13 protein-coding genes are annotated in these 22,918 nt (G+C 73.8%); 2 read left to right on the top strand and 11 right to left on the bottom strand.

Features of this window, described 5'->3' with window-relative positions:
- Positions 1–39: 39 nt before the first annotated feature.
- The 11 genes from ACIGA3_RS08815 to ACIGA3_RS08865 are packed head-to-tail and all read right to left on the bottom strand — an operon-like array spanning position 40 to position 18,717.
- The gene (locus tag ACIGA3_RS08815) at positions 40–2,469 is read right to left on the bottom strand and encodes an amino acid adenylation domain-containing protein (RefSeq protein ID WP_399711919.1); all 2,430 of its coding nucleotides are present in this window, start codon (positions 2,467–2,469) and stop codon (positions 40–42) included.
- Positions 2,466–3,881: a serine hydroxymethyltransferase gene (glyA, locus tag ACIGA3_RS08820; RefSeq protein WP_399711921.1), complete on the bottom strand. Its 1,416-nt coding sequence runs from the start codon at positions 3,879–3,881 to the stop codon at positions 2,466–2,468. The genes ACIGA3_RS08815 and glyA overlap by 4 nt, the downstream gene beginning before the upstream one ends.
- Positions 3,878–4,570, bottom strand: coding sequence for a thioesterase II family protein (locus ACIGA3_RS08825; RefSeq protein ID WP_399711922.1), 693 nt, complete (start codon positions 4,568–4,570; stop codon positions 3,878–3,880). Before ACIGA3_RS08825 ends, glyA begins: the two co-directional genes overlap by 4 nt.
- Positions 4,567–5,844 (bottom strand): condensation domain-containing protein, encoded by a 1,278-nt coding sequence (locus ACIGA3_RS08830; RefSeq protein ID WP_399711924.1) that lies wholly within the window; start codon positions 5,842–5,844, stop codon positions 4,567–4,569. Before ACIGA3_RS08830 ends, ACIGA3_RS08825 begins: the two co-directional genes overlap by 4 nt.
- Before the next feature lie 5 nt (positions 5,845–5,849).
- Positions 5,850–6,698: an SDR family oxidoreductase gene (locus ACIGA3_RS08835; protein WP_399711926.1), complete on the bottom strand. Its 849-nt coding sequence runs from the start codon at positions 6,696–6,698 to the stop codon at positions 5,850–5,852.
- On the bottom strand, positions 6,695–8,020 hold the full coding sequence (locus ACIGA3_RS08840; RefSeq protein WP_399711928.1) for an MFS transporter: 1,326 nt from the start codon (positions 8,018–8,020) through the stop codon (positions 6,695–6,697). The genes ACIGA3_RS08835 and ACIGA3_RS08840 overlap by 4 nt, the downstream gene beginning before the upstream one ends.
- Positions 8,017–11,130, bottom strand: a complete 3,114-nt coding sequence (locus tag ACIGA3_RS08845; protein ID WP_399711930.1) for a condensation domain-containing protein — start codon at positions 11,128–11,130, stop codon at positions 8,017–8,019. The genes ACIGA3_RS08840 and ACIGA3_RS08845 overlap by 4 nt, the downstream gene beginning before the upstream one ends.
- Positions 11,127–12,248 (bottom strand): MupA/Atu3671 family FMN-dependent luciferase-like monooxygenase, encoded by a 1,122-nt coding sequence (locus tag ACIGA3_RS08850; protein ID WP_399711932.1) that lies wholly within the window; start codon positions 12,246–12,248, stop codon positions 11,127–11,129. The genes ACIGA3_RS08845 and ACIGA3_RS08850 overlap by 4 nt, the downstream gene beginning before the upstream one ends.
- Positions 12,241–15,288 carry a type I polyketide synthase gene (locus ACIGA3_RS08855; RefSeq protein ID WP_399711933.1) on the bottom strand — a complete coding sequence of 1,016 codons (3,048 nt, stop codon included), beginning with the start codon at positions 15,286–15,288 and terminating at the stop codon, positions 12,241–12,243. Before ACIGA3_RS08855 ends, ACIGA3_RS08850 begins: the two co-directional genes overlap by 8 nt.
- The gene (locus ACIGA3_RS08860; protein WP_399711935.1) at positions 15,285–18,395 is read right to left on the bottom strand and encodes an amino acid adenylation domain-containing protein; all 3,111 of its coding nucleotides are present in this window, start codon (positions 18,393–18,395) and stop codon (positions 15,285–15,287) included. Before ACIGA3_RS08860 ends, ACIGA3_RS08855 begins: the two co-directional genes overlap by 4 nt.
- A gap of 10 nt (positions 18,396–18,405) precedes the next feature.
- Positions 18,406–18,717 carry a phosphopantetheine-binding protein gene (locus ACIGA3_RS08865; protein WP_399711937.1) on the bottom strand — a complete coding sequence of 104 codons (312 nt, stop codon included), beginning with the start codon at positions 18,715–18,717 and terminating at the stop codon, positions 18,406–18,408.
- A gap of 304 nt (positions 18,718–19,021) precedes the next feature.
- Between ACIGA3_RS08865 and ACIGA3_RS08870 the strand changes: the two genes are divergently transcribed.
- Together ACIGA3_RS08870 and ACIGA3_RS08875 are read left to right on the top strand one after the other, a co-directional pair.
- On the top strand, positions 19,022–22,168 hold the full coding sequence (locus tag ACIGA3_RS08870; protein WP_399711938.1) for an amino acid adenylation domain-containing protein: 3,147 nt from the start codon (positions 19,022–19,024) through the stop codon (positions 22,166–22,168).
- 43 nt (positions 22,169–22,211) lie between these two features.
- Entirely contained in the window at positions 22,212–22,916 is a 705-nt protein-coding gene (locus ACIGA3_RS08875; protein ID WP_399711940.1) for a thioesterase II family protein, read from the top strand.
- Positions 22,917–22,918: the final 2 nt, after the last annotated feature.

Here is a 22,918-nt window from a genome sequence, read left to right on the forward strand (position 1 = left end):
CGGCCCGGTTCACCGGGCGGGAACCGGGCCGGTCACGCGTCAGGCGTGCGGCGGCGTGCATCCGGCGGCGGTGAGGTGGGCGGCGAGCCCACGGACCGTCGGGTGGCGGAACAGGTCGGGCCAGCGCAGGCCGTTGCCGATGCGGGTCAGGCAGCGCAGAGCGGACATGGAGTCACCGCCGAGCGCGAAGAAGTCGTCGTCGCGGCCGACCGACTCGATGCGCAGGATGTCCTGCCAGACCGCGGCTATGTACTCCTCCCAGGCGCCGACCGGAGCCTCGGTGGGCGCCTGGCCGGCACCCGGTTCGTCCGATGTCACGGCGAGGGCGCCGACAGCCTTGCGGTCGAGCTTGCCGTTGACGTTGAGGGGCAGCTCGTCCAGGACGAGGACCGCGCTGGGCACCATGTACGAGGGCAGCGCCTTGGCCAGGTGCGCGCGCAGTTCGTCGGGGCGCGGTGCCGTCCCGGGATGAGCGACGGCGTGGCCGACCAGGTGCCGGCCGCCGGCGGCGTCCTCCCTCGCCGTGACGACGGCCTCCCGCACGGCGGGGTGGGCGCGCAGCACGGCTTCTATCTCGCCCAGTTCGACGCGCAGTCCGTGCAGCTTGACCTGGAAGTCCTTGCGGCCGAGGAGTTCCAGGACACCGTCCGGACGCCAGCGGGCGAGGTCCCCGGTCCGGTAGAGCCGGTCACGCACATCACCGTGCGACCACTCCAGGAAGCGTTCGGCCGTCAGGTCCGGGCGTTCCAGGTAGCCGCGGGCCAGCCCGGTACCGGCGAGGTGGAGTTCGCCGACGACACCGGGCGGAATCGGCTGCGCCGCGTCGTCCAGGACGTACGCCCGCTGGTTGGCCATGGGCCGGCCGTAGGGGATGCTCGTCCAGGTCGGGTCGGTCTCCACGACTTCGTAGAGGGTGGAGTGGATCGACGCCTCGGTGGCGCCGCCGAGGACGATGAAGCGGACGTCGGGGGCGAGCGCCCGGACCCGGTCGGGCAGGGACACCGGGACCCAGTCGCCGCCGAGCATGACCAGCCGCAGCCGTCCCAGGGCCGCGCTCCCGGTGTGCTCCAGGTGCTCCGTGAGCAGTTCCAGCAGGGCCGGGGCGGAGTTCCAGACGGTGACGTCGTGCTGGGCGAAGAGCTGGGCCCAGTACGCCACATCCTTGGCGCGGTCCGCGTCTGGCACCACGACGGTGCCGCCGGCGGCGGTGATGCCGAGGAATTCGTAGACCGACATGTCGAAGCTCGGCGAGGACAGGGCGAGGACCCGGTCCCGGGGGCTCACGGTGTAACGGGAGTTGAGGTCCGCCAGGTTGTTCACGACACCGCGGTGGCGCAGCGCGATGGGCTTGGGCAGGCCCGTCGAGCCGGAGGTGTGGATGACGTAGCACAGGTCGTCCGGGCCCGCGGTGCGGCCGGGGTCGGTCTCCGGCTGGTCGGCGAGTTCCGGCGCCGTGCCGTCGAGGAGTCTGTCGGCCAGGACGACCAGCCGTTCGGTGCCGGGTGACGGAGCGGGCAGCACCGTGGCCCGGAGCCGGTCGGTGACGACGACGGCGCAGGAGGTGCCCTCCAGCATGGTGGTCAGCCGCTGGGTGGGGTAGTCCGGGTCGAGGGGTACGTAGGCGCCGCCGGCCTTGAGGATTCCCAGTACGGCGGCGAGCAGGGTGGCGGAGCGCTCGAGGCACAGTCCGACGCGTACGTCGGGGCCCACGCCCGCCTCCTGGAGACGGTGGGCCAGCCGGTTGGCGGCGGCGTTGATCTCCCCGTAGGACCAGATGCGGGCCTCGTGGACGACGGCGGGCGCACCGGGGTCGGCCGCGGCCCGCTCCTCGAACGCCGTGTGCAGGCAGGTGCCGTGCGGCAGGTCGGCCGCCGTGTCGTTCCACTCGGTGAGGACGCGGTGCGTCTCCTCGGCGGTGAGCAGGGCGAGCCGGGACACCGGTGTGTGCGGGTCCTGGAGGGCGTTCGCCGTCAGGGTGCGCAGGTGGGAGAGGACACGGCGGGCCGAATCGGCGGTGAACAGCCGCTCGTCGTAGCGCAGTTCGGCCCTCCACCCGTCATCCTGCCGGTCCAGGGCGAGGTGCAGTTCGTACGGCGGGACGTCCTGCGGTCCGGCGCCGTGGACGGCCGCCACCGGGGGTGTGCCCGCGTCGGCGGTGGGCGTCACGGACGTGCCGCCGGTCACGAGGTCGGCCGTGGTGGAGTCCTCGGCGACGGTGTATCCGGTGATGCCGTCGGCAGTGGCGAGCGCGATCAGGTCCTGGCCGGTGAGGCGGTGCAGCAGTGCCGCGAAGCAGGCGAGGAGCAGGTCGCCCGCCGCCGTACCGTCTCCCGGCACGGGCCCGGCCAACGCACCCCGGACCACACCGGTCGCGCGCGGGTCGGCACCGGCGCGGCGCGGCCGGTCGGCGGGGACGAGTACGGCGGGCCAGGCCGCAGGGGCATCGACGGTCACGGTGTCGGGGCTCACAGGGAGGCTCCTGTTCGGAGGGCACCGGGGTCGTCGGCCCGGGCGGTCGCGTGCGGCAGGGGGTGGCGGGCGCACAACGCCCGTACCCGCTCACGCAGCTGGACGCGCTCGTGGGGGTCGACGCGGTACTCGGTGTCGCTCAGCGGTGTGGTGGCGGACAGGACCGCGTGCATGAGTTCCGCGCACTCCCGCATGTGCTCCGGACCCATACCGCGCTGGGCGAGAATGTTGCAGCCCAGCCTGACGCCGCTCGTGACCAGGGGGGACCGGGTGTCGCCCGGTATGCGGTTGCGGTTGACGAGGATGCCGCACTCCTCCAGGGCCCGTTCCGCGACGACACCGGTGAGCCGGCTGTCGCGGAGGTCGATCAGGACCATGTGGTTGTCGGTCCCGCCGGTGAGCACCCGGTGTCCCAGGCGCGCCAGTTCGGCGGCGAGCGCGCGGGCACCGGAGACGGTCAGCCGCGCGGTGCGGGCGAACCGGGGTTCGGCGGCGAGCGCGAAGGCACGGGCCTTGGCGGCGATCGCCGCGGGGGCGGGAGTGCCCTGGTTCTGCGGGAAGACGGCCCGCTGCATCAGCCGGTCCAGCGGGGTGCGCCCGTCGGGGCCGGGGGCCCGGTGGTCGCGGCCGCTGAGGATGAGTCCGCCCCGCGGCCCGCCGAGCTGCTTGTAGGTGCTGGTCGTGGTGATGTGCGCGTGATCGACGGGGCTGCGGTGCTCCCCGGCGGCGACCAGACCCGCGATGTGCGAGATGTCGGCCAGGAGGTAGGCGCCGACCGAGTCGGCGATCTCCCGGAAGCGGGCGAAGTCCAGGGTCCGGGGGTAGGCGCTGGCACCCGCGATCAGCACGGTGGGCCGGTGTTCGACGGCGAGTGCGGCGACCTGCCCGTAGTCGATCAGGCCGTGCGTGTCGAGACCGTAGTGCACGGCCCGGTAGTGCCGTCCGGTGACCGAGGCCGGGGAGCCGTGCGTGAGGTGGCCGCCGGCGTCCAGGCCGAGGCCCAGCAGGGTGCCGCCGGGCGGCACGAGGGCGGCCAGCACGGCGAGGTTGGCGGAGGAGCACGAGTGCGGCTGGACGTTGGCGTACCGCGCCCCGAACAGGGCCTTGGCACGGCTCACGGCGAGCCGTTCGACCTCGTCGAAGTTGGCCGCTCCGGGGTGGTAGCGGGCGCCGGGGTAGCCCTCGGCGGTGACGTTGGACAGCGCGGACCCCCCGGCGGCGAGTACGGAGGGGGCGGCGATGCTGGCGGACGCGATCATCGCCAGGGTGGTGTCCTGGTCGCGGACCTCCGCGTCGAGGAGGTCCGCGAGTTCCGGGTCTTCCCGGCGCAGTTCGGTCAGTCCCGCCCGGGCGAGGCCGGCCTGGCCGTATTCCGCCTCGGCCGGGAGCGGGGGGAGGGGGGCCACGGTCATAGCTGCTCCTCGATGACGCGCCACAGTTCCGGCATGGAGTCCAGCAGGTAGAGGTGGCCGCCGGGCATCTCGTACTCGGCGTAGTCCTTCGTGGTGAAGGTCTTCCAGTCGGCGACGCCCTCGGAGGTGGCCAGCGTGTCCGACACCCCGCGCAGCGCGGTGAGCGGGACCGGCAGGGGGTCGCACTCCTCGGGCCGGTAGTCGCCGTACTGCTCCAGGAGCCGGGCGTCGGAGCGGAGCGTCGGCAGCAGGATGGCGCGTAGTTCGGGGTTGTTCAGGGCCTCGAAACCGCGCGCGCTGTCCTTCATCAGTCTGTTGACGGCCTCGTCGTCATCGTCGCTGAGACCGGTGTAGCCGCGGTAGCGGGGGCTGCGCGTGCCGCTGACGATCAGCCGCTCGGGTATCGGTCCCCCGGTCTCGCAGAGATGGCGCGTGACCTCGTAGGCGATCAGTCCGCCGAAGCTGTGGCCGAAGACGGCGAAGGGCTCGCCGGCCGCGGCCTGCGTGATGCGGCGGGTGACGTCGGCGACGCACTCGGGGAATGAGGTGTAGCGAGGTCGGGAGAACTCCTCCTCCCTTCCTGGGAGTTGGATCGGTACGGCGCGAGCGCGGTCGGTGGCCATGGTCTTCCAGGAGCGGTAGACGCCGGCACCGGCTCCCGCGTACGGCAGACACATCACTAGTGTCATCTGGCGATCTCCTCGGTGGTGGTCGTGAGCAGGGCGAGCCGGTGCCGGACGGCGTCCGACAGCTTCGCCAGGCGTCCCGCCCAGAGCCCGCCGGCGGGGGCCTGGAGCATCCCCTCGATGCGGTGGCCGGGCAGCTCGTTCAACTGGAACAGGACCTCGGCCTGGGTGCCGAGCGGGGTCACGGGCTCGGTGCGCATCCGGACCGTGCCCGCGTCGTGGACGGGGCGCGGCCAGCTCTCGTACGCGAACAGGGCCTGGTAGAGGGGCATGCGGCGGCCGGGACGGGTGCGCACGGCACGGACCAGGTCGTCCTGCGGGAGGTCCATGTGGAACAGACCGTCGGTGAAGGTCGTCCAGGTGCGCTCGCAGGCACCGGCCTCGGCGGGCCGCCGTATCCGCACCGGCAGGGTGGTCAGCAGGCAGCCGATCGCGTCCTCGAGGTCCGGGGTCCGGGTGGACACCGGGGTGCCGACGCAGAAGTCCTCGGCCCCGCACAGGTCGTACAGGGCCTGGGCGTACGCGGTGAGCAGCACGGCGAACGGCGGGCAGGCCAGGCGCCGGGCCGCTTCCCGCACCGTGGCGCCCGCCTGGTCGGGGAACCGGACGACGTGGCCGTGCGGCTCGGTCCGGGCGAGCTCCCGCTGGGTCGGACCGTCGGCGGCACCCGGCAGATCAGGCGTGCCTTCCAGCGCCGTCCGCCAGTAGGCGGAGAGTTCGGCGCGCCGTTCGGCGTCCGGCGGCCGTGGCACGGGGTGGGCGAGCGGGGCGGGTTCGGGCTCCCCGTCGACGACGCGGGCGTGGGCCCGCGCGAGGTCGGCGGTGAACACCTCGTGGGACAGCCCGTCGTACACGAGGTGGTGGGTGAGGACGTACAGGGTGGCGCCGGGGGCGTCGCCCGGGTCCTCGGTGAGCGCGAGCACGACGTGGCGGCCGGTGCCGGGGTCGAGGAGCCCGGTGCGGGCCAGCTCGCGGGCGGCCGTCTCGAAGGCGGTGCCCGGCGGGAGTTCGAGCAGCGGCGGGTCGACGGGCGGCACCGTCGCGCACCACAGTTCCCCGTCCACGGGGGCGAAGACCGACCGCAGCGCGGGGTGCCGGGCGACCACCCGCGCCGCCGCGGCGGCGAGTGCCTTCCGGTCCGGAGCGCCGTCGATGCGTACGGTGCTGAGCACGCGCCAGGCGGGTGAACCCGGTGCGATCCGCTCGGCGAACCAGAATTGGCGTTCGGTCGCGGTGGCGGCGCGCCGTTCGGCGGCGAGCACGGCGGTGGTGTCCATGGGCGTCACCGGGCCGAGTAGCCGGCGTCGACGGTCAAGGTGGTACCGGTGACGCGGCGGGAGCCGTCACCGGCGAGCCAGAGCGCGGCGGCCGCCACGTCGGCCGGGTCGACCAGGGTGTTCATCGGCTGGTCGGCGGTGAACAGTTCCTCGTGCTCGGCCGCCGGTACGTCGAGCGCGCGGGCCACCTCGGAGAGCATCCGGCCGTCCATCGCGGGTTCGTCCCGGATGTTGCCGGGGCACACCGCGTTGACCCGCACTCCGTACGAGGCGTAGTCGAGGGCGCTGGCCTTGGTCAGGCCGACCAGTCCGTGCTTGGCCGCGACGTACCCGGCGAAGTTGCGGTAGCCCACCAGGCCCGCGGTGGAGGCGATGTTGACGATCGAACCGGAGCGGCGTTCGACCATGGCGGGGGCGAACACCTTGGTGGCGCGCCAGGCACCCCCGAGGTCGATGTCCACCATGAGCTGCCAGTCCTCCTCCGCCGTCTCGTGCACCGGCCGTCCCGAAGGCGCCACGACGCCCGCGTTGTTGACGAGTACGTGCGGCGCGCCGAAGCGGTCGTGCGTCCGCTCGCGCAGCTCGGTCAGGGCCGCGAGGTCCCGGACGTCGACGGCGGCGGTGAGCACGTCGGCACCCTGGCGGCGGCAGGCGTCGGCGGTGTGGGCGAGCTGGCTCTCGGAGCCCATCGGGTAGGGGACGCCGGGAATCCCGGCGGCCACATCGAGCAGGACCAGGTCCGCGCCCTGGGCAGCGAAGGCGAGCGCGCAGGACCGCCCGGCGCCGCGCGCGGCGCCCGTGATCACGGCCGTGCGCCCTTCGAGGGTGCCGTCGGCCGGGTGTGCCGCGGTCATCGGGCGCTCGCCTCCTCGTCCAGCCGGGGCCCAGGGTCCACGCCGGGCGCGGCCTCGTCCCCCGCGTCGTCGGCGCTGGGCCGCTCGTCCATGGCGCGCAGCGCGGGCCATCGCCAGCTGACGGCGATCAGGACGAGGTAGACGAGGGAGAAGCAGAGCATCGGGACGCGCAGGCCGGCCAGGTCCACCAGCCATCCGGCGGTCAGCACGCCGAGCGGGGCGGACGTGAGGGCCATGGCACCGGTGAGGCCGAAGACCCGGCCGCGCAGGTCCTCGGGGACCCGTTCGAGCATGACGGTCGAGAGCATCGGGTTGAGCGGGCCGCCGGCCACGCCGACCAGGAAGCAGATCACCGTCACGCCGATGGCACCGGGCTCGAGGTAGAGCATCATGCGCAGCACGGCGACCACCGCGAAGCAGCCGAACAGCGTGTAGCGGCGGTTGGACAGGATGGTCCGGCTGGCCGGGCCGTACAGGAAGGTACCGACGATGGCGCCGATGCCGACCGCGCCGAGGAACCATCCCATGGCCGCGCTGCTGTGCAGCACGTCCTGGGCGTACACCGGCAGGAAGAGCGGGGTGAAGGCGTCGTCGAGGAAGTTGGTGACGACGACGAAGGCAGTCATCGCTCCGATCACCGGCATCGTCCTCACCAGTGCCGCGCCTTCGCGGAGCTGGCCGAGGAAGCCGGGCCCGGCCGCCGCGTCACCGCGCGGCCTCTTGGGCTCGGCGACCGGCACCGCGAAGGCGACGAGCGCGGCGGCGACGAGGAAGGTCGCGGCGTCGACGTACATGCCGACGGCCGAGCCGGTCGCCGCGATCAGCACGCCGGCCAGGGGAGCGCCGGCCACCAGGCCGAGCCGGGGGGCCGCCTGGTACCACGAGTTGACGCTCTCCAGCCGCGCCCCGGCGCCCTCGATGACGGGCTTGAGCAGCGCCATCCGGGCGGCGGTGGCGGGGGTCGCCACGACCGTGCGGGCGAACAGCAGGGCGAGCAGCAGCGGAATGGGCAGCCCGACGGTGGCGTCCAGCAGCGGTACCAGCAGGACCAGGACTCCGGCGGCGAAATCGGACAGCACGCTCAGCCTGCGTCCGCCGAACCGGTCGACCAGGACACCGCCGACGGCGCCCGCGAAGATCAGCGGCAGCGCGCCGATGAATCCCGCGAGACCGGTGGTGGCGGTCGAGCCGGTGGTGTGCAGGACGTACAGCGGGACCGTCACGACGGTGATGGCGTTGCCGAAGGCCGACAGGTACTGGGCCGTCAGCAGGGCCACGAGGGGGCTGCGGCGTGGGGCAGCCGTTGCGGCGGACTCGGTCATGCCTGTTCCCCCTGCCGGTCGCGTCGCTCCCGGTTGAGCCGCGCGAAGAGACGTTCCATGCTTTCCTCGGTCACTCCGGTCACACCGGGAAGGCCGTCCGGGAGCGGGGCGTGCGACTCCCCCGCGAGCAGGTCGCGCAGTTCGCGGACCGTGGCCTCGGCGGCCTCGTGCACGGCGGTGGCGTCCACCGCGTCGGGGTTGTACAGCCAGCGCAGGACGACGTGGCCGTCGCGCACCTGGACCGCGATGTCCACGTCCACCTCCCGCTCCACCTCGCCGTTGCCGGTGGCGGCGGTCTGCGCGGACGCGGTGAAGGGGCCGGCCGAACCGTCGACCGGGTCCGTCAGCTCACCGAGGTGGTTGACGATGACCCGGGGCTGTTCCAGCGCCGCGAATTCCGCGCGCAGAGCGGGTTCGGCGGCGCATCCCAGGAGCCCGAACGTCTTGCCGGAGTCGGGGATGCCGCGCAGCGCGGTGACCGTGGCGCGCAGGTCGTCCTCGGCCGGTCCGCCGGTGAGCGGCACCCGGAAGGGGTGGGCGGCCGAGTAGAACCCGACGGCGCGGTCCGGGTCCCAGTCGGGCAGCGCGGCCAGCGGGTCGCGGCCCAGGCCGATGAGCCACACCGACGGCTGGTCGTGGGGCGCCCAGGGGCGCAGCGCGCGGGCGACGGCGGTGAGGGCCGCGGCCTGCAGCGTGCCGTGTCCGTCCGGGGGCAGCGGCAGCGACACCTCGAACGAGCGCTCACCGGCGTAGGTGTTGGGGCCGTCCAGACGCCAGTGGTACGGGCCGGCGCCGCCCGACTGCGCCCGCCAGTACCCGGCGTGCGGTGCCGGGTCCAGCGCCCGTACGACGGCGGCGTGTTCGGCGTGGCCGGCCCGCTCGGCGGACAGGGGCTCGCCCCGGTAGGCGGCGGCCAGGTCGGCGATGACGATGCCCCAGGACATGCCGTCGATGACGAGGTGGCTGGCGCTGATGACGACGCGGTCGGCCTCGCCGGCACCACCGGGCAGGTGGCTGACGGCGAACAGCGGGCCGGCGGCACGGTCGAAGCGGGCCCGCTGGGCGTCCACCACCTGGCGCGGGTCGGTTCCGGCGGCCTCCGCCGACCAGTGCCAGTCCGCGCCGGGCACGAGCCGGGCGCCGAGGGTGTCGTCGGGGCGCACGGCGGTGGTCAGCGCCGGGTGGGCGCGGACCACGTCCTCGGCCGCCCGGCGCAGCCGCTCGGCGTCCAGCGGGCCGTCCGCGGTGAGCACATGGCTGTGCGAGAGGTCCTCGACGCGGGACAGGCCGCGGCTGAGGAGCATCTCCTGCTCGGGACCGAGCGGCCCGACGGGCGGGACCGGCGCGTGGTCCGCCGGGGCGTCGCGGCGGGCGGCGAGGGCCTGGGCGAGCCCGGCCGGGGTGGGGTGGGTGAAGACGTCCTTCAGCGTGACGGTGAAGCCGTCGGCGCGCAGGGTGTGGGCGAGCCGGACGGCGAGCAGCGAGGTGCCGCCGCTGGTGAAGAACACCGCCTCAGGGCCCGCCGGTTCGGCGCCGAGGACCTCGCGCCAGGCCGCGGTGACCCGGGCGAGGGTCTCGGCGGCGACCGGTCCGGTCGCGGCGGCGCCGGGCGCGGCGGCGCCGCCGAGCAGCGGGGCGGGCGGCGCGGGCAGGGCCGGGACGGGGCGCCGCAGCGGCTCGTCGGGGTGCCGGGTGAACTGCTCGATGAGCTGGAGCAGACGGTCGGCCATGGCGGCGACGGTGGCGTGCTCGAACAGCGCCGTCCGGTACTCGATGCGTCCGTAGACGGTCGTCCCGACCCGCCACCAGGCCGTCGTCAGGTCCATGGTGGAGATGCCCTCGGGCACGGCGTTGGCGTACACCTCGGCGCCGGGCAGTTCCAGGGTCCGCGAGTCGTCGAGGTCGAGCTGCACCAGCATGGTCTGGAGCAACGGGTACTGGTTGGTGGCCCGCTCCGGGGCGGCGGCCTCGACGATCTCCCCGAAGGGCACTTCCCGGTGGTCGGCCACGGCCGCGGCGGAGGCCGCGACGGCCGCGAGCACGTCCTTGGGCGCCGGGTTCTCCGGCAGCCTGATCCGCAGGGGGACACTGGTCAGCAGGAACCCGATCAGCGGCTCCGCCTCCGGCTCGTTCCGGGTGGAGGTGGGGATGCCGATGATCAGGTCGCGCTGGCCGGTGAGCTCGTACAGCAGCGCGGCGTAGACGGCGGTCATCGCGGTGGCGGGGGTGGTGCGTGCCTCCCGCGCGTGCCGGAAGAACGCCTCCGCGACCGTGCCGTCGAGAGTGAAGTTGTAGTGCTCGCCGTCGTGGTCGGTGGTGTCGGGGCTGTGGTCGTAGGGCAGCGCGAGGCGCTGGGGGACGCCGTCCAGGAAGGTCCGCCAGAACGCCCGGTGGCCGGCACCGTGCGGGCCGGCGAAACGCTCCCGTTGCCAGTGCGCCCAGTCACCGAACTGGACCGGCATCTCGGCCACGCGCGGCGGACGTCCCTCGGCCAGCGCCCGGTAGTGCTCGAGGAGTTCCTCGTTGAGGCGTACGTACGACCACTGGTCGACGAACGAGTGCGGCATCGTCTCGACGATCTGGTGGTCGTCCTCGGCCACCTTGGCGACCGCGAGACGCAGCACCGGGTCGGTGGCCAGGTCGAAGGGGCGGCGCACCTGCTCGGCGATGAACTCCGTCCGGCGCGCCTCGATCGCGTCGGCCGACACCTCAGTGGTGTCGTCACGCGTCAGGTCGGTGTAGGTGAGGTCCGCCCGTCGGTCGGGGTGCACTCGCAGGAAGGGGCGGCCGTCCTCGGACTCGGCGCCGGAGCGCAGCAGTTCGTGGCGGCTCACCAGGCTGTCCGCCGCGCGCTGGAAGAGCTCCCGGTCGAAGGCCCCGCGCACGCGGAGCCCGTAGCCGAGCGTGTAGGTGGTGGTCCCCGGCTCGAGCTGGTCGAGAATCCACAGGCGTTCCTGGTCCATGCCGAGCGGGAACCGGTCCCGCGGCCCTGGCCTGGGGCGCAGCACCGGGCCGTTGCGGGCGGCGAGCCGGCTGGTGAGCGCGGCGCGCTGGGCGGGGCTGAGCCGGGCGAGCCGGGCCGTCAGCCGCTGGTCTGCGGGGGTGCTCATGCGGTCCTCTCGACGGCCGGGACACCAAGGTTGAAGAGGGCGGGCAGCGCCTCGAGGACGTCGGAGGCCGGCAGCCCGAAGTCGATCAGGCAGCCCACCTCGTCGGCGCCCGCTTCGGCCAGGTCGGCCAGCACGGACCGGGCCTTGGCCGGGCTGCCGAGGAGCGAGGGGCCGGTCAGGAAGTCCAGGTAGGCGCTCTCCAGCAGCACGAGTTCGTCGCTGCTCCCCGTCTGGTTGCGGAAGGACCTCAGGTAGGAGTGCATGGCCGGGCGGAGGAAGTCCTCCAGGTCCGGCCGGTCGCTGACATACGCGTGCGCCATGACCACGACGTCGCCCTCGCCGGGGTGGCCGGCGTCCTTCCATGCCTGCCGGTAGCGGGCGATGTTCTCGCGCAGGGCGGGCATCGTCTGCCCGAGGAGCGCGGTCGCCACCCCGTATCCGGCCTGGGCGGCGGTGACGAACGTCTGCGGGGTGCCGGTGGCGGTGAGCCATACCGGCAGCTCCGGCTGGACGGGCCGGGGGCGGGTCAGGACCTGGGTCGTGGTGCCCGCGGTGGACGGGTACGGCAGGGTCTCGCCGCGCCAGAGCGCGCGGATGTCCTCGATGGTGCGGCCGGTGACCTCGCGCCGGTCCTGGTAGTCCGCGCGGGCCAGGGCGAAGTCGTCCGGGTGCCAGCCGCTGCCGAAGGAGAGGCCGACACGGCCGCCGGAGAGGCCGTCCACGACCGCCCACTCCTCGGCCACGCGGGCCGCGTGGTGCAGCGGGGCGGCCACGCTGCCGGCGCGGATACGGATGGTGCTGGTGCGGGCGGCGACCGCGGCGGCCAGCACCGACGGGTTCGGTGAGAAGCCGCCGAACTCGACGAAGTGGCGCTCCGGGAACCACACGGCGTGCTGGCCCGCCGCGTCGGCGGCGGCCGCGGCTTCCAGGACGAACGCGTAGTAACTGGCGGCGTCGGCGTGGTCGGCGCTGGCGAAGAAGTAGAGACTGCGACGCAGCTTCCCGGAGAGTTCCACCGGGCCGTGCTGCTGTTCGGCGCGTCGGGCGCGCAGGCCCGCGCTCAGTTGGCGCCGTTGTTCCGGGGTCAGCGCGTCGAGGCGCGCGGAGAGATCACTCATGGCTGTTCTGCCCCTCCTCGCTCTCGATCTCCTCCAGCAGCCGCAGCAGGGCGACGTCGTCGCGTTCGGCCGCGAGTTCCTCGGTCCGGGCGATGAAGCCGGCGAGGGAGGAGTTCTCGTACAGGTCCTGGAGCCGGATCTCCACCAAGAGGGCGTCGTTGACGACGCTGACCAGGTGGGCGGCGTGCAGGGAGGTGCCGCCGAGGTCGAAGAAGTTGTCCTCGGGTCGCAGTTCGGCGATGCCGAAGGTGTCCTGCCAGAGCGCCCGGACGGCGTCCGCCGTCGACACGTCCTCGGACTGTTCTTCGACGGCCGCCGTGACGGAACCGACGCCCTCGGCCGCGAGGACCGGGTCCGGCGCGGGCGCGGGCGCGTCGGCCGGGCGGCGGACTTCGAGGGGCTGGGGCCCCGGGGCCGCCACCCAGTGACGCTGGTCGGCGAAGGGGTAGGCGGGAACCGCCACCACGCGGGCGGGCCGTGCCGGGCCGGTCGGCGTGTGACCCGCCGTCCACAGTGCCGCCAGGGCGCCGTACCAGTCGGCGGCCTCGTCGGCGCCGGCGCGGTCCGCCGCGTCGACGATGAGGAGGTCGCGCCGCGCGGCGAGCGCCGCCCGGCGGATCTCCGCGGTGGCCGCGTGCGACCGGTGCAGGCCGAGGACGGTGTCCGGGGCGGCTTCGAGCAGGGTGGCGACCGCGTCCGTGAAGCGGACCGGGTTGCTCAACTGGCTTCCCCAGTAGGCCGGATCGACTGCCTGGGCGTCGGTGAGCAGTTCACCGGTGAGCCCGGAGACGATGGGCACGGTGGGTGCCGAGAGCATCAGGGTGGCGACGAACGCCTGGAACTCCTTGGCGGCGCCGGCCATGGCGCGCGAGTGGCCGGCGCGGGTGACCGGCAGGCGCGTGGTCCGGATACCGGCCTCGGCGCAGCGTTCCTCGAAGGCGGCCAGCGCCGCTTCGGGCCCGCCACAGACGGTGTTCTCCGGCCCGTTGAGCACGCAGACGTCGACCTCCAGGCCGGCCGCGAGCCGTACGGCGGTCTCCTCCCCGGCGCGCACGGCGGTCATCGTGCCGGGCTCGGCCGAGGCCATCAGCTTCCCGCGCCGTACGGCGGCGGCCACCGCGTCGGCCACGGAGAAGACGCCCGCGTGGGCGGCCGCGGTCAGCTCTCCGACGCTGTGTCCGAGCAGCAACCCCGGTGTGAGGCCGTGCCGTTCGGCGTGGCGTAGGCCCGCCAGGCCGAGGATCAGCAGCAGGGGCTGGACCACGGCGGTGTCGAGCAGGCGCGGGTCGTCGGCCGGCCAGTTCCGGGCGTCGGCGAGGTCGGGGCCGCCGGCCCGGCTCACCTCGGCGGCGAGTTCGGCCAGGTCGGCCGCGAAGCGGTCGTCCACGGCGGCGAGCCCCGCTCCCGCACCGGCGAGGGGCACGCCCTGGCCGGGCAGCACGGCGGCGAGCCGTGGCGCGGTCAGGGCGCGGCGGCCGCCGTTCCCGGTCAGTACGGTCAGTGCGGCCACGAGGCGTTCGCGGGCTTCGGCGGAGTCGGCGGGCAGAGCGGTCGCCCACCGCTCGGGCAGCGCCCGGCGGTGGTGCCACAGGGTTCCGGTGAGCTCGCCCACGGGCACCTCGGCGCCGCCGTCCTCCAGCCAGGCCGCCAAGTCGCGGGCCTTGCGCTGGAGGGCTTCAGGAGTGGCCGCGGACAGCACGGCGAGGTGGGGCTCCCGCCGCGTCGACGGCGCGGGCCCGGCCGAGTCGGTGGGGCGGGGTGCGGCGGTCAGCAGTACGTGGCAGTTGGTGCCGCCGAGCCCGAACGAGCTGACGCCCGCCGTACGGGGCCGGTCGGCGGGCCAGGGCCCGCAGACGCGGGGGAGCTCGAAGGACGCGGAGCCCAGCTCCACGTCGGGGCCGTCGCCGGGCTGGGACGGGGTGGGCGGCACCACGCCCGCCTCGACCGCGAGGACCGCCTTGATCAGGCCGATGACACCGGCCGCCGAGTCGCAGTGCCCGATGTTCGGCTTCACCGCGCCCAGGGCGAGCCCGGAGTCCGCGGGCCGACGGCCGTACACCTCGGCCAGCGCGGCGAGTTCGACCTGGTCACCCAGGGTCGTGCCGGTGCCGTGCGTCTCGACGTAGCCGACGTCGGCGGGGGCCAGCCCCGCGACGGCCAGGGCCTCGCGCAGGACGTCGGCCTGGCCCTGCGGGCTGGGCGCGGTGGGGCTCATGCGGGCGGCGCCGTCGTTGTTGACGGCACTGCCCAGCAGGTGGGCGCGGGCGTTCTCCCCGGTTCCGGGCAGGTCGGAGACCCGGCGCAGCACCACGACCCCGGCGCCGCTGGAGGGCACCGTGCCGGCCGTGCCCTCGGTGAAGGCGCGGCACCGGCCGTCGGGCGAGGTGATGCCGCCCTCGGTGAAGGCGTAGCCCGGCTCCTCGTCGAGGTGCACGGTGGCTCCGCCCGCGATCGCGATGTCGCACTCGTAGGTGAGCAGGCTGCGGATGGCCTGGTGGACGGCGACGAGGGAGGTGGAGCAGGCGGTCTGGACCGTGATGGCGGGGCCGGTCAGGCCGAGCCGGTAGGCCAGGCCCGTGGCGAGGAAGTCACGGGAGTTGCCCAGGGCGAGCTGCTCGGTGCCGAGGACGCGTACCGTCTTCTCGTCCTTGAGCACGTGCTCGCGGTAGTACGTCTCGCTGCCGCAGCCCACGAACACGCCGATGCGGCCCGTGGCCCGCTCGGGGTCGACGCCGGCGTCCTCCAGGGCCTGCCAGGCCACTTCGGTGAGGACGCGGTGCTGGGGGTCGGTCGCGGCCGCCTGGGCGGGCAGGATGCCGAACAGGTCGGCGTCGAACCGGTCGAACCGGTCGATCTGTCCCGCGCGGAGGCCACCGTCGGACGCGGCGGCCCGCAGGGAGACGACACCGTCGGTGATCGACTTCCAGAAACTGCCGGGATCGGCGCTGCCGGGCACCCGGAGGGACATGCCGACGACGGCGACGGCATCCGTCTCCTCGGCGCCCGTACTGGGGTCGTGGTCCTGGCTGTACTCGCTCACGCTTCCTCCTGGGTGGTCCGCCCGCCGGCGGGCGGACCGATGATCGCCGCGAGGCGGCGCGGGGTCGGGTTGCGGAATAGGTGCTTGAGCTGGGAGCCCGGGAATCCGGTCGTGCGCTGGAGGGTGTTGAGCCGGACCGCGAGCAGTGAATTGCCGCCCAGCTCGAAGAAGTTGTCGTCGACTCCCACCGGAACACCGAGGAGTTCCTGCCACACCCGCGCGAGCTGGTCGGCGGCGGCCGCGGGCTCGTCCGCAGCGGTCGGCCGACCGCTGCCGGTGGCCTCCTCCGGTGCGGCGGTGTCGTTGCCGCGCGCCGGTTCGGGCAGCCGGGCCGTGTCGAGCTTCCCGTTGACGGTCAGCGGCAGCGACGGCACCGGGGTGAGGGTCGCGGGCAGCATGTGCGAGGGCAGCCTGGCGGCGAGCCACTGGCGCAGCTCGGCGAGGTCCGGCCCGGTGTCGGCACCGACGAGGTAGGCGTCGATGCGCGCGGTGGCCGCGTCGTGGGCGTCCCGGACGACCGCCGCTGCTCCGGTGACGGCGGGGTGCGCGAGGAGCGCGCCGCTGATCTCGCCGAGCTCGATGCGGTGGCCCCGGATCTTGACCTGGTCGTCGAGCCGTCCGAGGTGCTCCAGTTGTCCGTCCGGCAGGAGTCGGCCCCGGTCACCGGACCGGTAGAGGACCTCTTCCGGGAGCCCGGCGGTGCTGCCGGGTACGAAGCGTTCGGCGGTCAGCTCGGGCCGGTTGAGGTACCCGGCGCTGACGCCGCTGCCCGCGACGTGGATCTCGCCGGGAACGCCGGGAGCCACCGGGCGGCCCTCCTCGTCCAGCACGTACAGCCGCCACCCGGGCAGACCGGGTCCCACCGAGCGCGTCCCGGTGAGGGCGTCCGCCCGGGTCAGGTCGCGCCACGTGCAGTGCACGGTGGTCTCGGTGATGCCGTACATGTTGACCACCCGGCACTTCCGCTCCGGGTAGCGGTCCATCCAGGGCAGCAGCATCCGGGGGTCGAGCGGTTCACCGCCGAAGATCAGCAGCCGGACGGAGAGGGGGTCCGGCGAGGCCGCGTCGGCGGCCAGGAGCTGGGCGAAGGCGGACGGGGTCTGGTTGAGCACGGTGACGCGTTCGGCGGCGAGGAGGGCGTGGAAGCCTTCCGGGTCGCGGGCGGTCCAGTGCGGTACGACGACCAGGTGGCCGCCGGTCAGCAGACAGCCCCAGATCTCCCAGACGGAGAAGTCGAAGGCGAAGGAGTGGAAGAGCGACCAGACGTCCTCCTCGCCGAACCCGAACCCTTCCGGGCCGGCCGTCGCGGCCAGCAGGGCGGCGACATTGCGGTGCCGTACCAGGACTCCCTTGGGGGTGCCGGTCGAGCCGGAGGTGTGGATGACGTAGGCCACCCGCTCCGGGTCCGGGCCGGGCAGCGGGGTGTCGGCCCGCTCGGGCGTGGCGTCGGCCGGGATCAGCGCCAGGTGCGGCGGCAGCAGTTCCGGGTCGCAGTCGGTCACGGCCGTGGTGAGGCCGGTGTCCTCGGCGACGAAGGCGAGCCGTTCGCGCGGGTAGTCCGGGTTGAGGGGTACGTAGGCGGCGCCGGCCTTGAGCACCGCGAGCAGGGCGACGACCAGGTCCGTGCCGCGGTGCAGGCAGACGCCGACCCGGTCCCCCGCGCGCACCCCGGCTTCGGCCAGCGAGCGGGCGAGCGCGGTGGCGCGTTCGTCGAGCTCGCGATAGGTCAGGCGCTGCTGCTCGCAGCTGAGGGCGACATGACCGGGGAGGCGGGCGGCCTGCTCGGCGAAGAGCGAGGCGAGGTCGGCACCGGCCTCCGTGGTGTCGGCGTCCAACGCCTCGACGGAGTCGGCCGGTTCGGTCGCGGGGACGGTGGAGAGGCGTGCGAGGGGGGCGCTCGGGTTCTCGACCATGGCTGCGAGGGTGGTCTCCAGTTGGCGGCAGAAGCGGGTGGCCGCGGCGGTGTCCACCTCGGCCGCCCGGTGGCGCAGCAGGCCGCGCCGCTCAGCGCCGAGGTCCTGCCGGACGTAGAGGGCGAGGGGGAACTGGGCGGGGCCGAAGCCGGGGTCGGGCAGCGAAGTCGCCGTCAGCTCGGGGGTGACGATGTCGGGCACGGTGCGGCAGGGGACGACGACCAGGGAGAGGCCGGCGCGGTCCGAGGCCGGCAGTACCGTCGACAGCGGCAGGTCGGCGTCCCGGTAGGCGGTCATGGCCCGCCGGTGGGAGCCGCGCAGATAGTCGGCCACGGTCTGGTCGCCGGCGGCCTCCAGCGGCACCGGCACCGTGGCGCTGAAGTAGCCGATGGCGCTCGCGTGGCGCGGCGTGCGGCGGGAGACCGTGGTGCCGAGCACGGGGCGGGCGGTGGCGCCGTTCCGGCCCAGGACCAGCCCGGCGGCGGCGAGTATCAAAGAGTGCTGGGTGATCCCCAGTTCGGCCGCCAGTTTACCCGCGGCGTCCCACACCGCGTCCCGGATCAGCAGGGGCACCGCGCCGGAAGGTCCAGCGGGGTCGGGCCCCGAGGTGCGGCCCCATTCCAGGGCGGCGGACACGCCGGGCGCGAGTCGGCGGGCGAGCTCGGCGGCCCGCTCCCGCCGCTCGGGCGGCAGTTCATGCCTGCTGAGGGACCACTGCGCGAAGGATTCGGCCGGGAGGCCGGGCGCGTCACCGAGGAGCCACTGGGCGAGCACCGCCATGGACGTCTCGTCCACGATCAGGTGGTGGGCCGTCAGGCAGAGGTGCGCCGTCCGGGAGCTGTGGCGGACCAGGACGACCCGCAGCAGGGGGCCGTCGTCGAGGTCGAACGGGCGCAGCGCTTCCCGGCGCAGGCGGGCCTGGACGAGTGGTCCGTCCGGGTCGACGGGTGCGTCGGTGACGAACAGCTTCGGGGGCCGGCGGGCCGGAGCGAACACCAGCTTGCCCTGGTCCTCCGTCACCCGTGAGCCCAGTAACGGGTGGGCGGCGAGCAGCGCGGCGAACCTGGCGTGGAGGGCGTCCTCGTCGAGAGTGCCGTCGACCCGCAGGAACAGCGCGGAGTTGTACGTGGCGGGGTCCTCGGCGCCGCGGTCGGCCGCGTAGAGGTCGCACTGTCCCGGCGTGAGGGGCAGCACCGCCGGCCCTCTACTCACGGTCACCGGCGAGGACGGCAGCCGCGAGAGTGGCCGCGTCCGGGGCTTCCAGGATTTCCAGGTAGTCGAGCTCGCGTCCGGTGAGTCTGAATACCCGGTCGGCGAACAACACCGCCTTCAACGAGTCCCCGCCATTGGCTATAAACCCGGTGTTCAGATCGGCTTCATCGCCGAGCATTTCTTTCCAGAGTGCGGCGAGCTCTTCCGTGAATACCACTTCTCGTGACACAGAACACCACCTACCAATGACTTCGACGGTGACTGCAGCCCGACGGGCCGCGAGAACGGGGAAGATCATCGCCATATCGGAAGGGAACTGTCAACCAAAAACTTCGAGGAACAGGACGGTGAAAACCAGCCACCGTCCGAATTTGCACAGGTGTTTTTGACGGCCCGGCAGGGTAACGAGTCCAAATCGGGCGAAAGTTGAACATTCCCGCAGAGTCCGCCCGTATCTTTTGGCATTCTCGTAAAGCCGATCCGCGAAGTACGCCGATGAGGTATGCGCCATTCCATTCACCTGATTAACCGCTGATGGATCTTGACGACTTCACGCAGACCCACTTACGATCCGGAAATTCTCGCAGTCGACCGAATAAGGACGCCGAATGCAGAATCCTGCGACTCCCGGCCAGCTCCGTTTCTTCGTACTCGACATGCAGCAGCCCCGGCCGGCCATCGTGCATCGCCTGACCGCTTCCGGGACGGTGGACATCGACCGGCTGCTCGCGACGGTGCGTGCCGTGCTGCGCGCCCAGCCCGCACTGCGCGTCTCCCTGCGCATGGAGCCCGAGGGTCTGGTCCAGCACCTCCACCCGGTGTCCGAGGTGCCGGTCGACGTGCGCGCGCTGCCGGCGGACGAGGAGGAGGCGCGCCAGGTTCTCGACCACCACCTGGCCGCGCTCGGCGCTCCCTTCGACCACGCCGGCGCACCGCTGTGCCGTATCACCGTCCTGCACCGCGCCGACCGGGCGCACCTGCTCTTCTCCGTGCACCACGGTGTTTTCGACGACGGCTCCGCCCCGGCCCTGCTCGCCTCGCTGACCACCGCCCACGGATCAGGCCCGGACAGCCTCGCCGACGCCGAGCCGCCGCAGGGTGCCCGGTCCCCCGAACGAGAGGACATATTGCGGAAGTTCTGGGCCACCACGCTCGACCAGGCCCCCGAGAACTGCTCCCTCCCGCAACTGGCGCCCGGCGCGGACCGGGCCCGCGCATCGGTCACCGCGCGGCTGCCCGAGGCCCTCGTGGACCGGATGCGCGGACGCACGGCGGAGACCGGGGCGAGCCCCTTCACCCAGGTGATGAGCGCCCTGGCCTGGGTCGCGGGGTGGTACGGCGGCACCGACGACATGGTGGTCGCCACGGTCAGCGGAGCCGAGCGCGACACCCGGGGCATCTCGGCCGTCGGCTGTCTGCAGAACACCATCCCGGTCCGGATCGACCTGGCCGGCGCCACCACCGAGAGCCTGCTCGACCGGACCCTGGAAGCCCTCCTCGACGCGGTCGAGCACGCGGAACTGCCGCTGGAGGAGATCCTGGCCGTGACCGGCGCGCCGCGGCACCCCGACCGCAAGCCCTTCACTCAACTGATGTGCACGCAGGGCGAGTTGTTCACCGAGACGGTCGACGCGTCGGGTCTGCGCTGGCGGATGGACCCGCCCGGCTCCGAGCAGGTCGAGTACGACCTGAGCGTCACCCTGCTGCACGCTCCCGACGGCGGTGAGCACCTGGTCGTGGCCCACCCCCGCGCCGCCCTCGACACCGGGACCGCGGAACGCTTCCTCGGCCATCTCGTCGCCGCCCTGGACGCGCTGACCGCACCGGATGCCCGACCCCTGACCACCTGCGATCTCCTGGGCGCGGGCGAGCGCGCCGAACTCGCGGCGCTCACCGGCCCCGCGGTCGGTGTCGCCGCCGAGCCGGTGCACCGCGTCATCCAGAACCGGGCGGACCGGCACCCGGCGGCCCCGGCCGTCCGCGCCGCCGGTGCCGAGCTGGACTACGCCACCGTGACCGCCCGCGCCCGGGACCTGGCGGCTGCGCTCCTCGCGTCGGGCGTGGGTCCGGGAGACCGTGTCGCCATCCACCTGGACCGGTCACCGGACCTGGTCACCGCCGTCCTGGCCACCTGGTGGGCGGGCGCCGCCTACGTGCCGCTCGACCCCGACCACCCGGCCGAGCGGCTGCGCTATGTCCTGCGGGACGCCGAGCCCGCCGCGTTGATCGCGCGGGCCCCCCTGCTGCCGGACCTGCCGACGCTGGCCCCGGACTCCTCCGCACCGGCACCGGCGAGCTGGCCGGAGGTCGCCACCGACGACCCGGCGTACGTCATGTACACCTCTGGCTCGACCGGTCATCCCAAGGGCGCCGTCATCCGGCACGACAACCTGTGCGCCCTGTTCGCGGCCTTCGACGCGGAGTTCGCCCAGGGTCCCGCCGTCGTCCTCGCGGGCACCAGCTCGTCCTTCGACATCAGTCTCATCGAGCTGGTATGGCCCCTGACCAGCGGCCGCACCCTGCACCTGACCGGCCACCGCACGGTGCTCCAGGACGTACCCGATCCCGACGGCGCGTTCTACCAGTGCACCCCGTCCGCCGCCAAGCTGCACACCGCCTCACATGAGGGCCGCGCGTTCCTCGGCCGGCTCGGCGCTCTCCTGGTCGGGGGCGAGCCCCTCGCCTCCGACCTCGCCGACGACCTGGCCGGTCTCGTCCCCGGTCCGGTCCTGAACGGGTACGGGCCGACCGAGGCCACTGTGTACACCACCCTGTGGCGGGTCACACCGGGTGCTCCCGTGCACATCGGCCTGCCGCTGCCGGGCGTGCGCTGCCACGTCGTGGACGCGCACGGCCGCGACCTGCCGCCGGGCTGCCCCGGCGATCTGCTGATCTCCGGCACCGGCGTGGGCGACGGCTACTGGCGGCGCCCGGCCCTGACCACCGAGCGCTTCCCCGCGCTGCCCCGGACCGGCGGCATCACCGGGTACCGCAGCGGCGACGTGGTGTCCTTCACCCCCGGCGTCGGGCTCAAGTTCCTGCACCGGGCCGACGAACAGGTCAAGGTGCTCGGCCAGCGCATCGAGGCCGGGGAGATCGAGACCACGCTGCGCCGGCGCCCCGGCATCCAGGACGCGGCCGTCGCACCATTGCCGGACCTCACCGGCGTCGTCGCCTTCCTCGTACGGGAGGACGACCCCGCGGCGGGCCCGCGTCCCCACCCGCTCCCCGCCGCCGTCGCCGCGGAACTGCGGCGCGGCGCGGCCGACTGGCTCACCGGGGCCATGCTGCCGACCGCCTGGCTCGGGGTGGCCGACCTGCCCCGCTCCCCCAACGGCAAGCTCGACCGCCGGGCTCTCGCCGACTGGGCCGCCGCGAGCGCCGAGGCGGCGGAGTCCGCCACGGTCTCGCTGCCGGGGACGGCCGCCGGTGCGGTCGTGGAGGTGTGGGAGCGCGTCCTGGGCGAACCGGTCACCGATCTCGGCGCCACCTTCTTCGAACTCGGCGGCACGTCCTCGGGCATCCTGCGGGTGCTGACCCTGCTGCGGGCCCGCCACCCCCGGCTGCACGCGGCCGACCTGTTCCGGCACACCACCGTGCGCACGCTCGCCGCGTTCCTGGACACCCTCGACGAGGCCGGCCCGGACGACGTCCTGGTGCCCGCCGGTGCAGGCCAGGTCCCGGCCGAGGTGCCGACCGGTACGAAGCGTGGTGCGCGCCGCGCCCAGGCCCTCGGCCGCTGGGCCCGCCGGTGACCCCCGCCCCCTTCTCCGTCTCCGCGCGCCCCTGGAGTCCACGATGACGCTCTCCCTCATGTGCCTGCCCTACGCCGGAGGCGGGGCGGGAGTCTTCCGTCCCTGGCAGAACCAGCCCGACCTGCCGTTCCGCGTCGTCCCGGTACAGCTTCCGGGACGGGACGAATGGTTCGTCCAGGAACCCTGCACCACCATGGCGGACGCCGCGCGCGTCTGCGCCGACCAGATCCGCGAAGCCGCGGGAACCGGTCCGTACGCCGTCTTCGGGCACAGCTTCGGCGCACTGCTCGCGTACGAGACGGTCCGGTTGCTCGCCTCCGAGGCAGCGCCACTGCCGGAACGCCTGCTGGTCAGCGGGGCGGCGGCGCCGCACATCGACCGCCCCAGGATGGACGGCGCCCAGCTGGACGACGACGCGTTCGTCGCCCGGCTGCGCGGCCTGGTCGGATACGACCACGAGGCGTGGCACGAGCCGGAGTTGCGCGAGCTGCTGCTGCCCGCACTCCGCGCCGACCTGGCGGTCCAGGACGCCTACGTCCCGTCTCCCGGACCTCCGTTGGCCATGCCGCTGAGCGTCCTGCGCGGCACCGAGGACGACTTGGTCCGGTACGAGGACGCGGCCCGCTGGGCGGAGCACGCCTCCGCCGGGGCGAAGGTGGTGGACATGCCGGGCGGACACATGTACTTCACCGAGGACTGGCCGCTGCTCTGGAAGACGCTCGGCACGCTGCTGGCCGCCCGCGACTGACG

It is taken from the genome of Streptomyces sp. NPDC085596 (genome assembly GCF_044541565.1).
GTDB lineage: Bacteria > Actinomycetota > Actinomycetes > Streptomycetales > Streptomycetaceae > Streptomyces.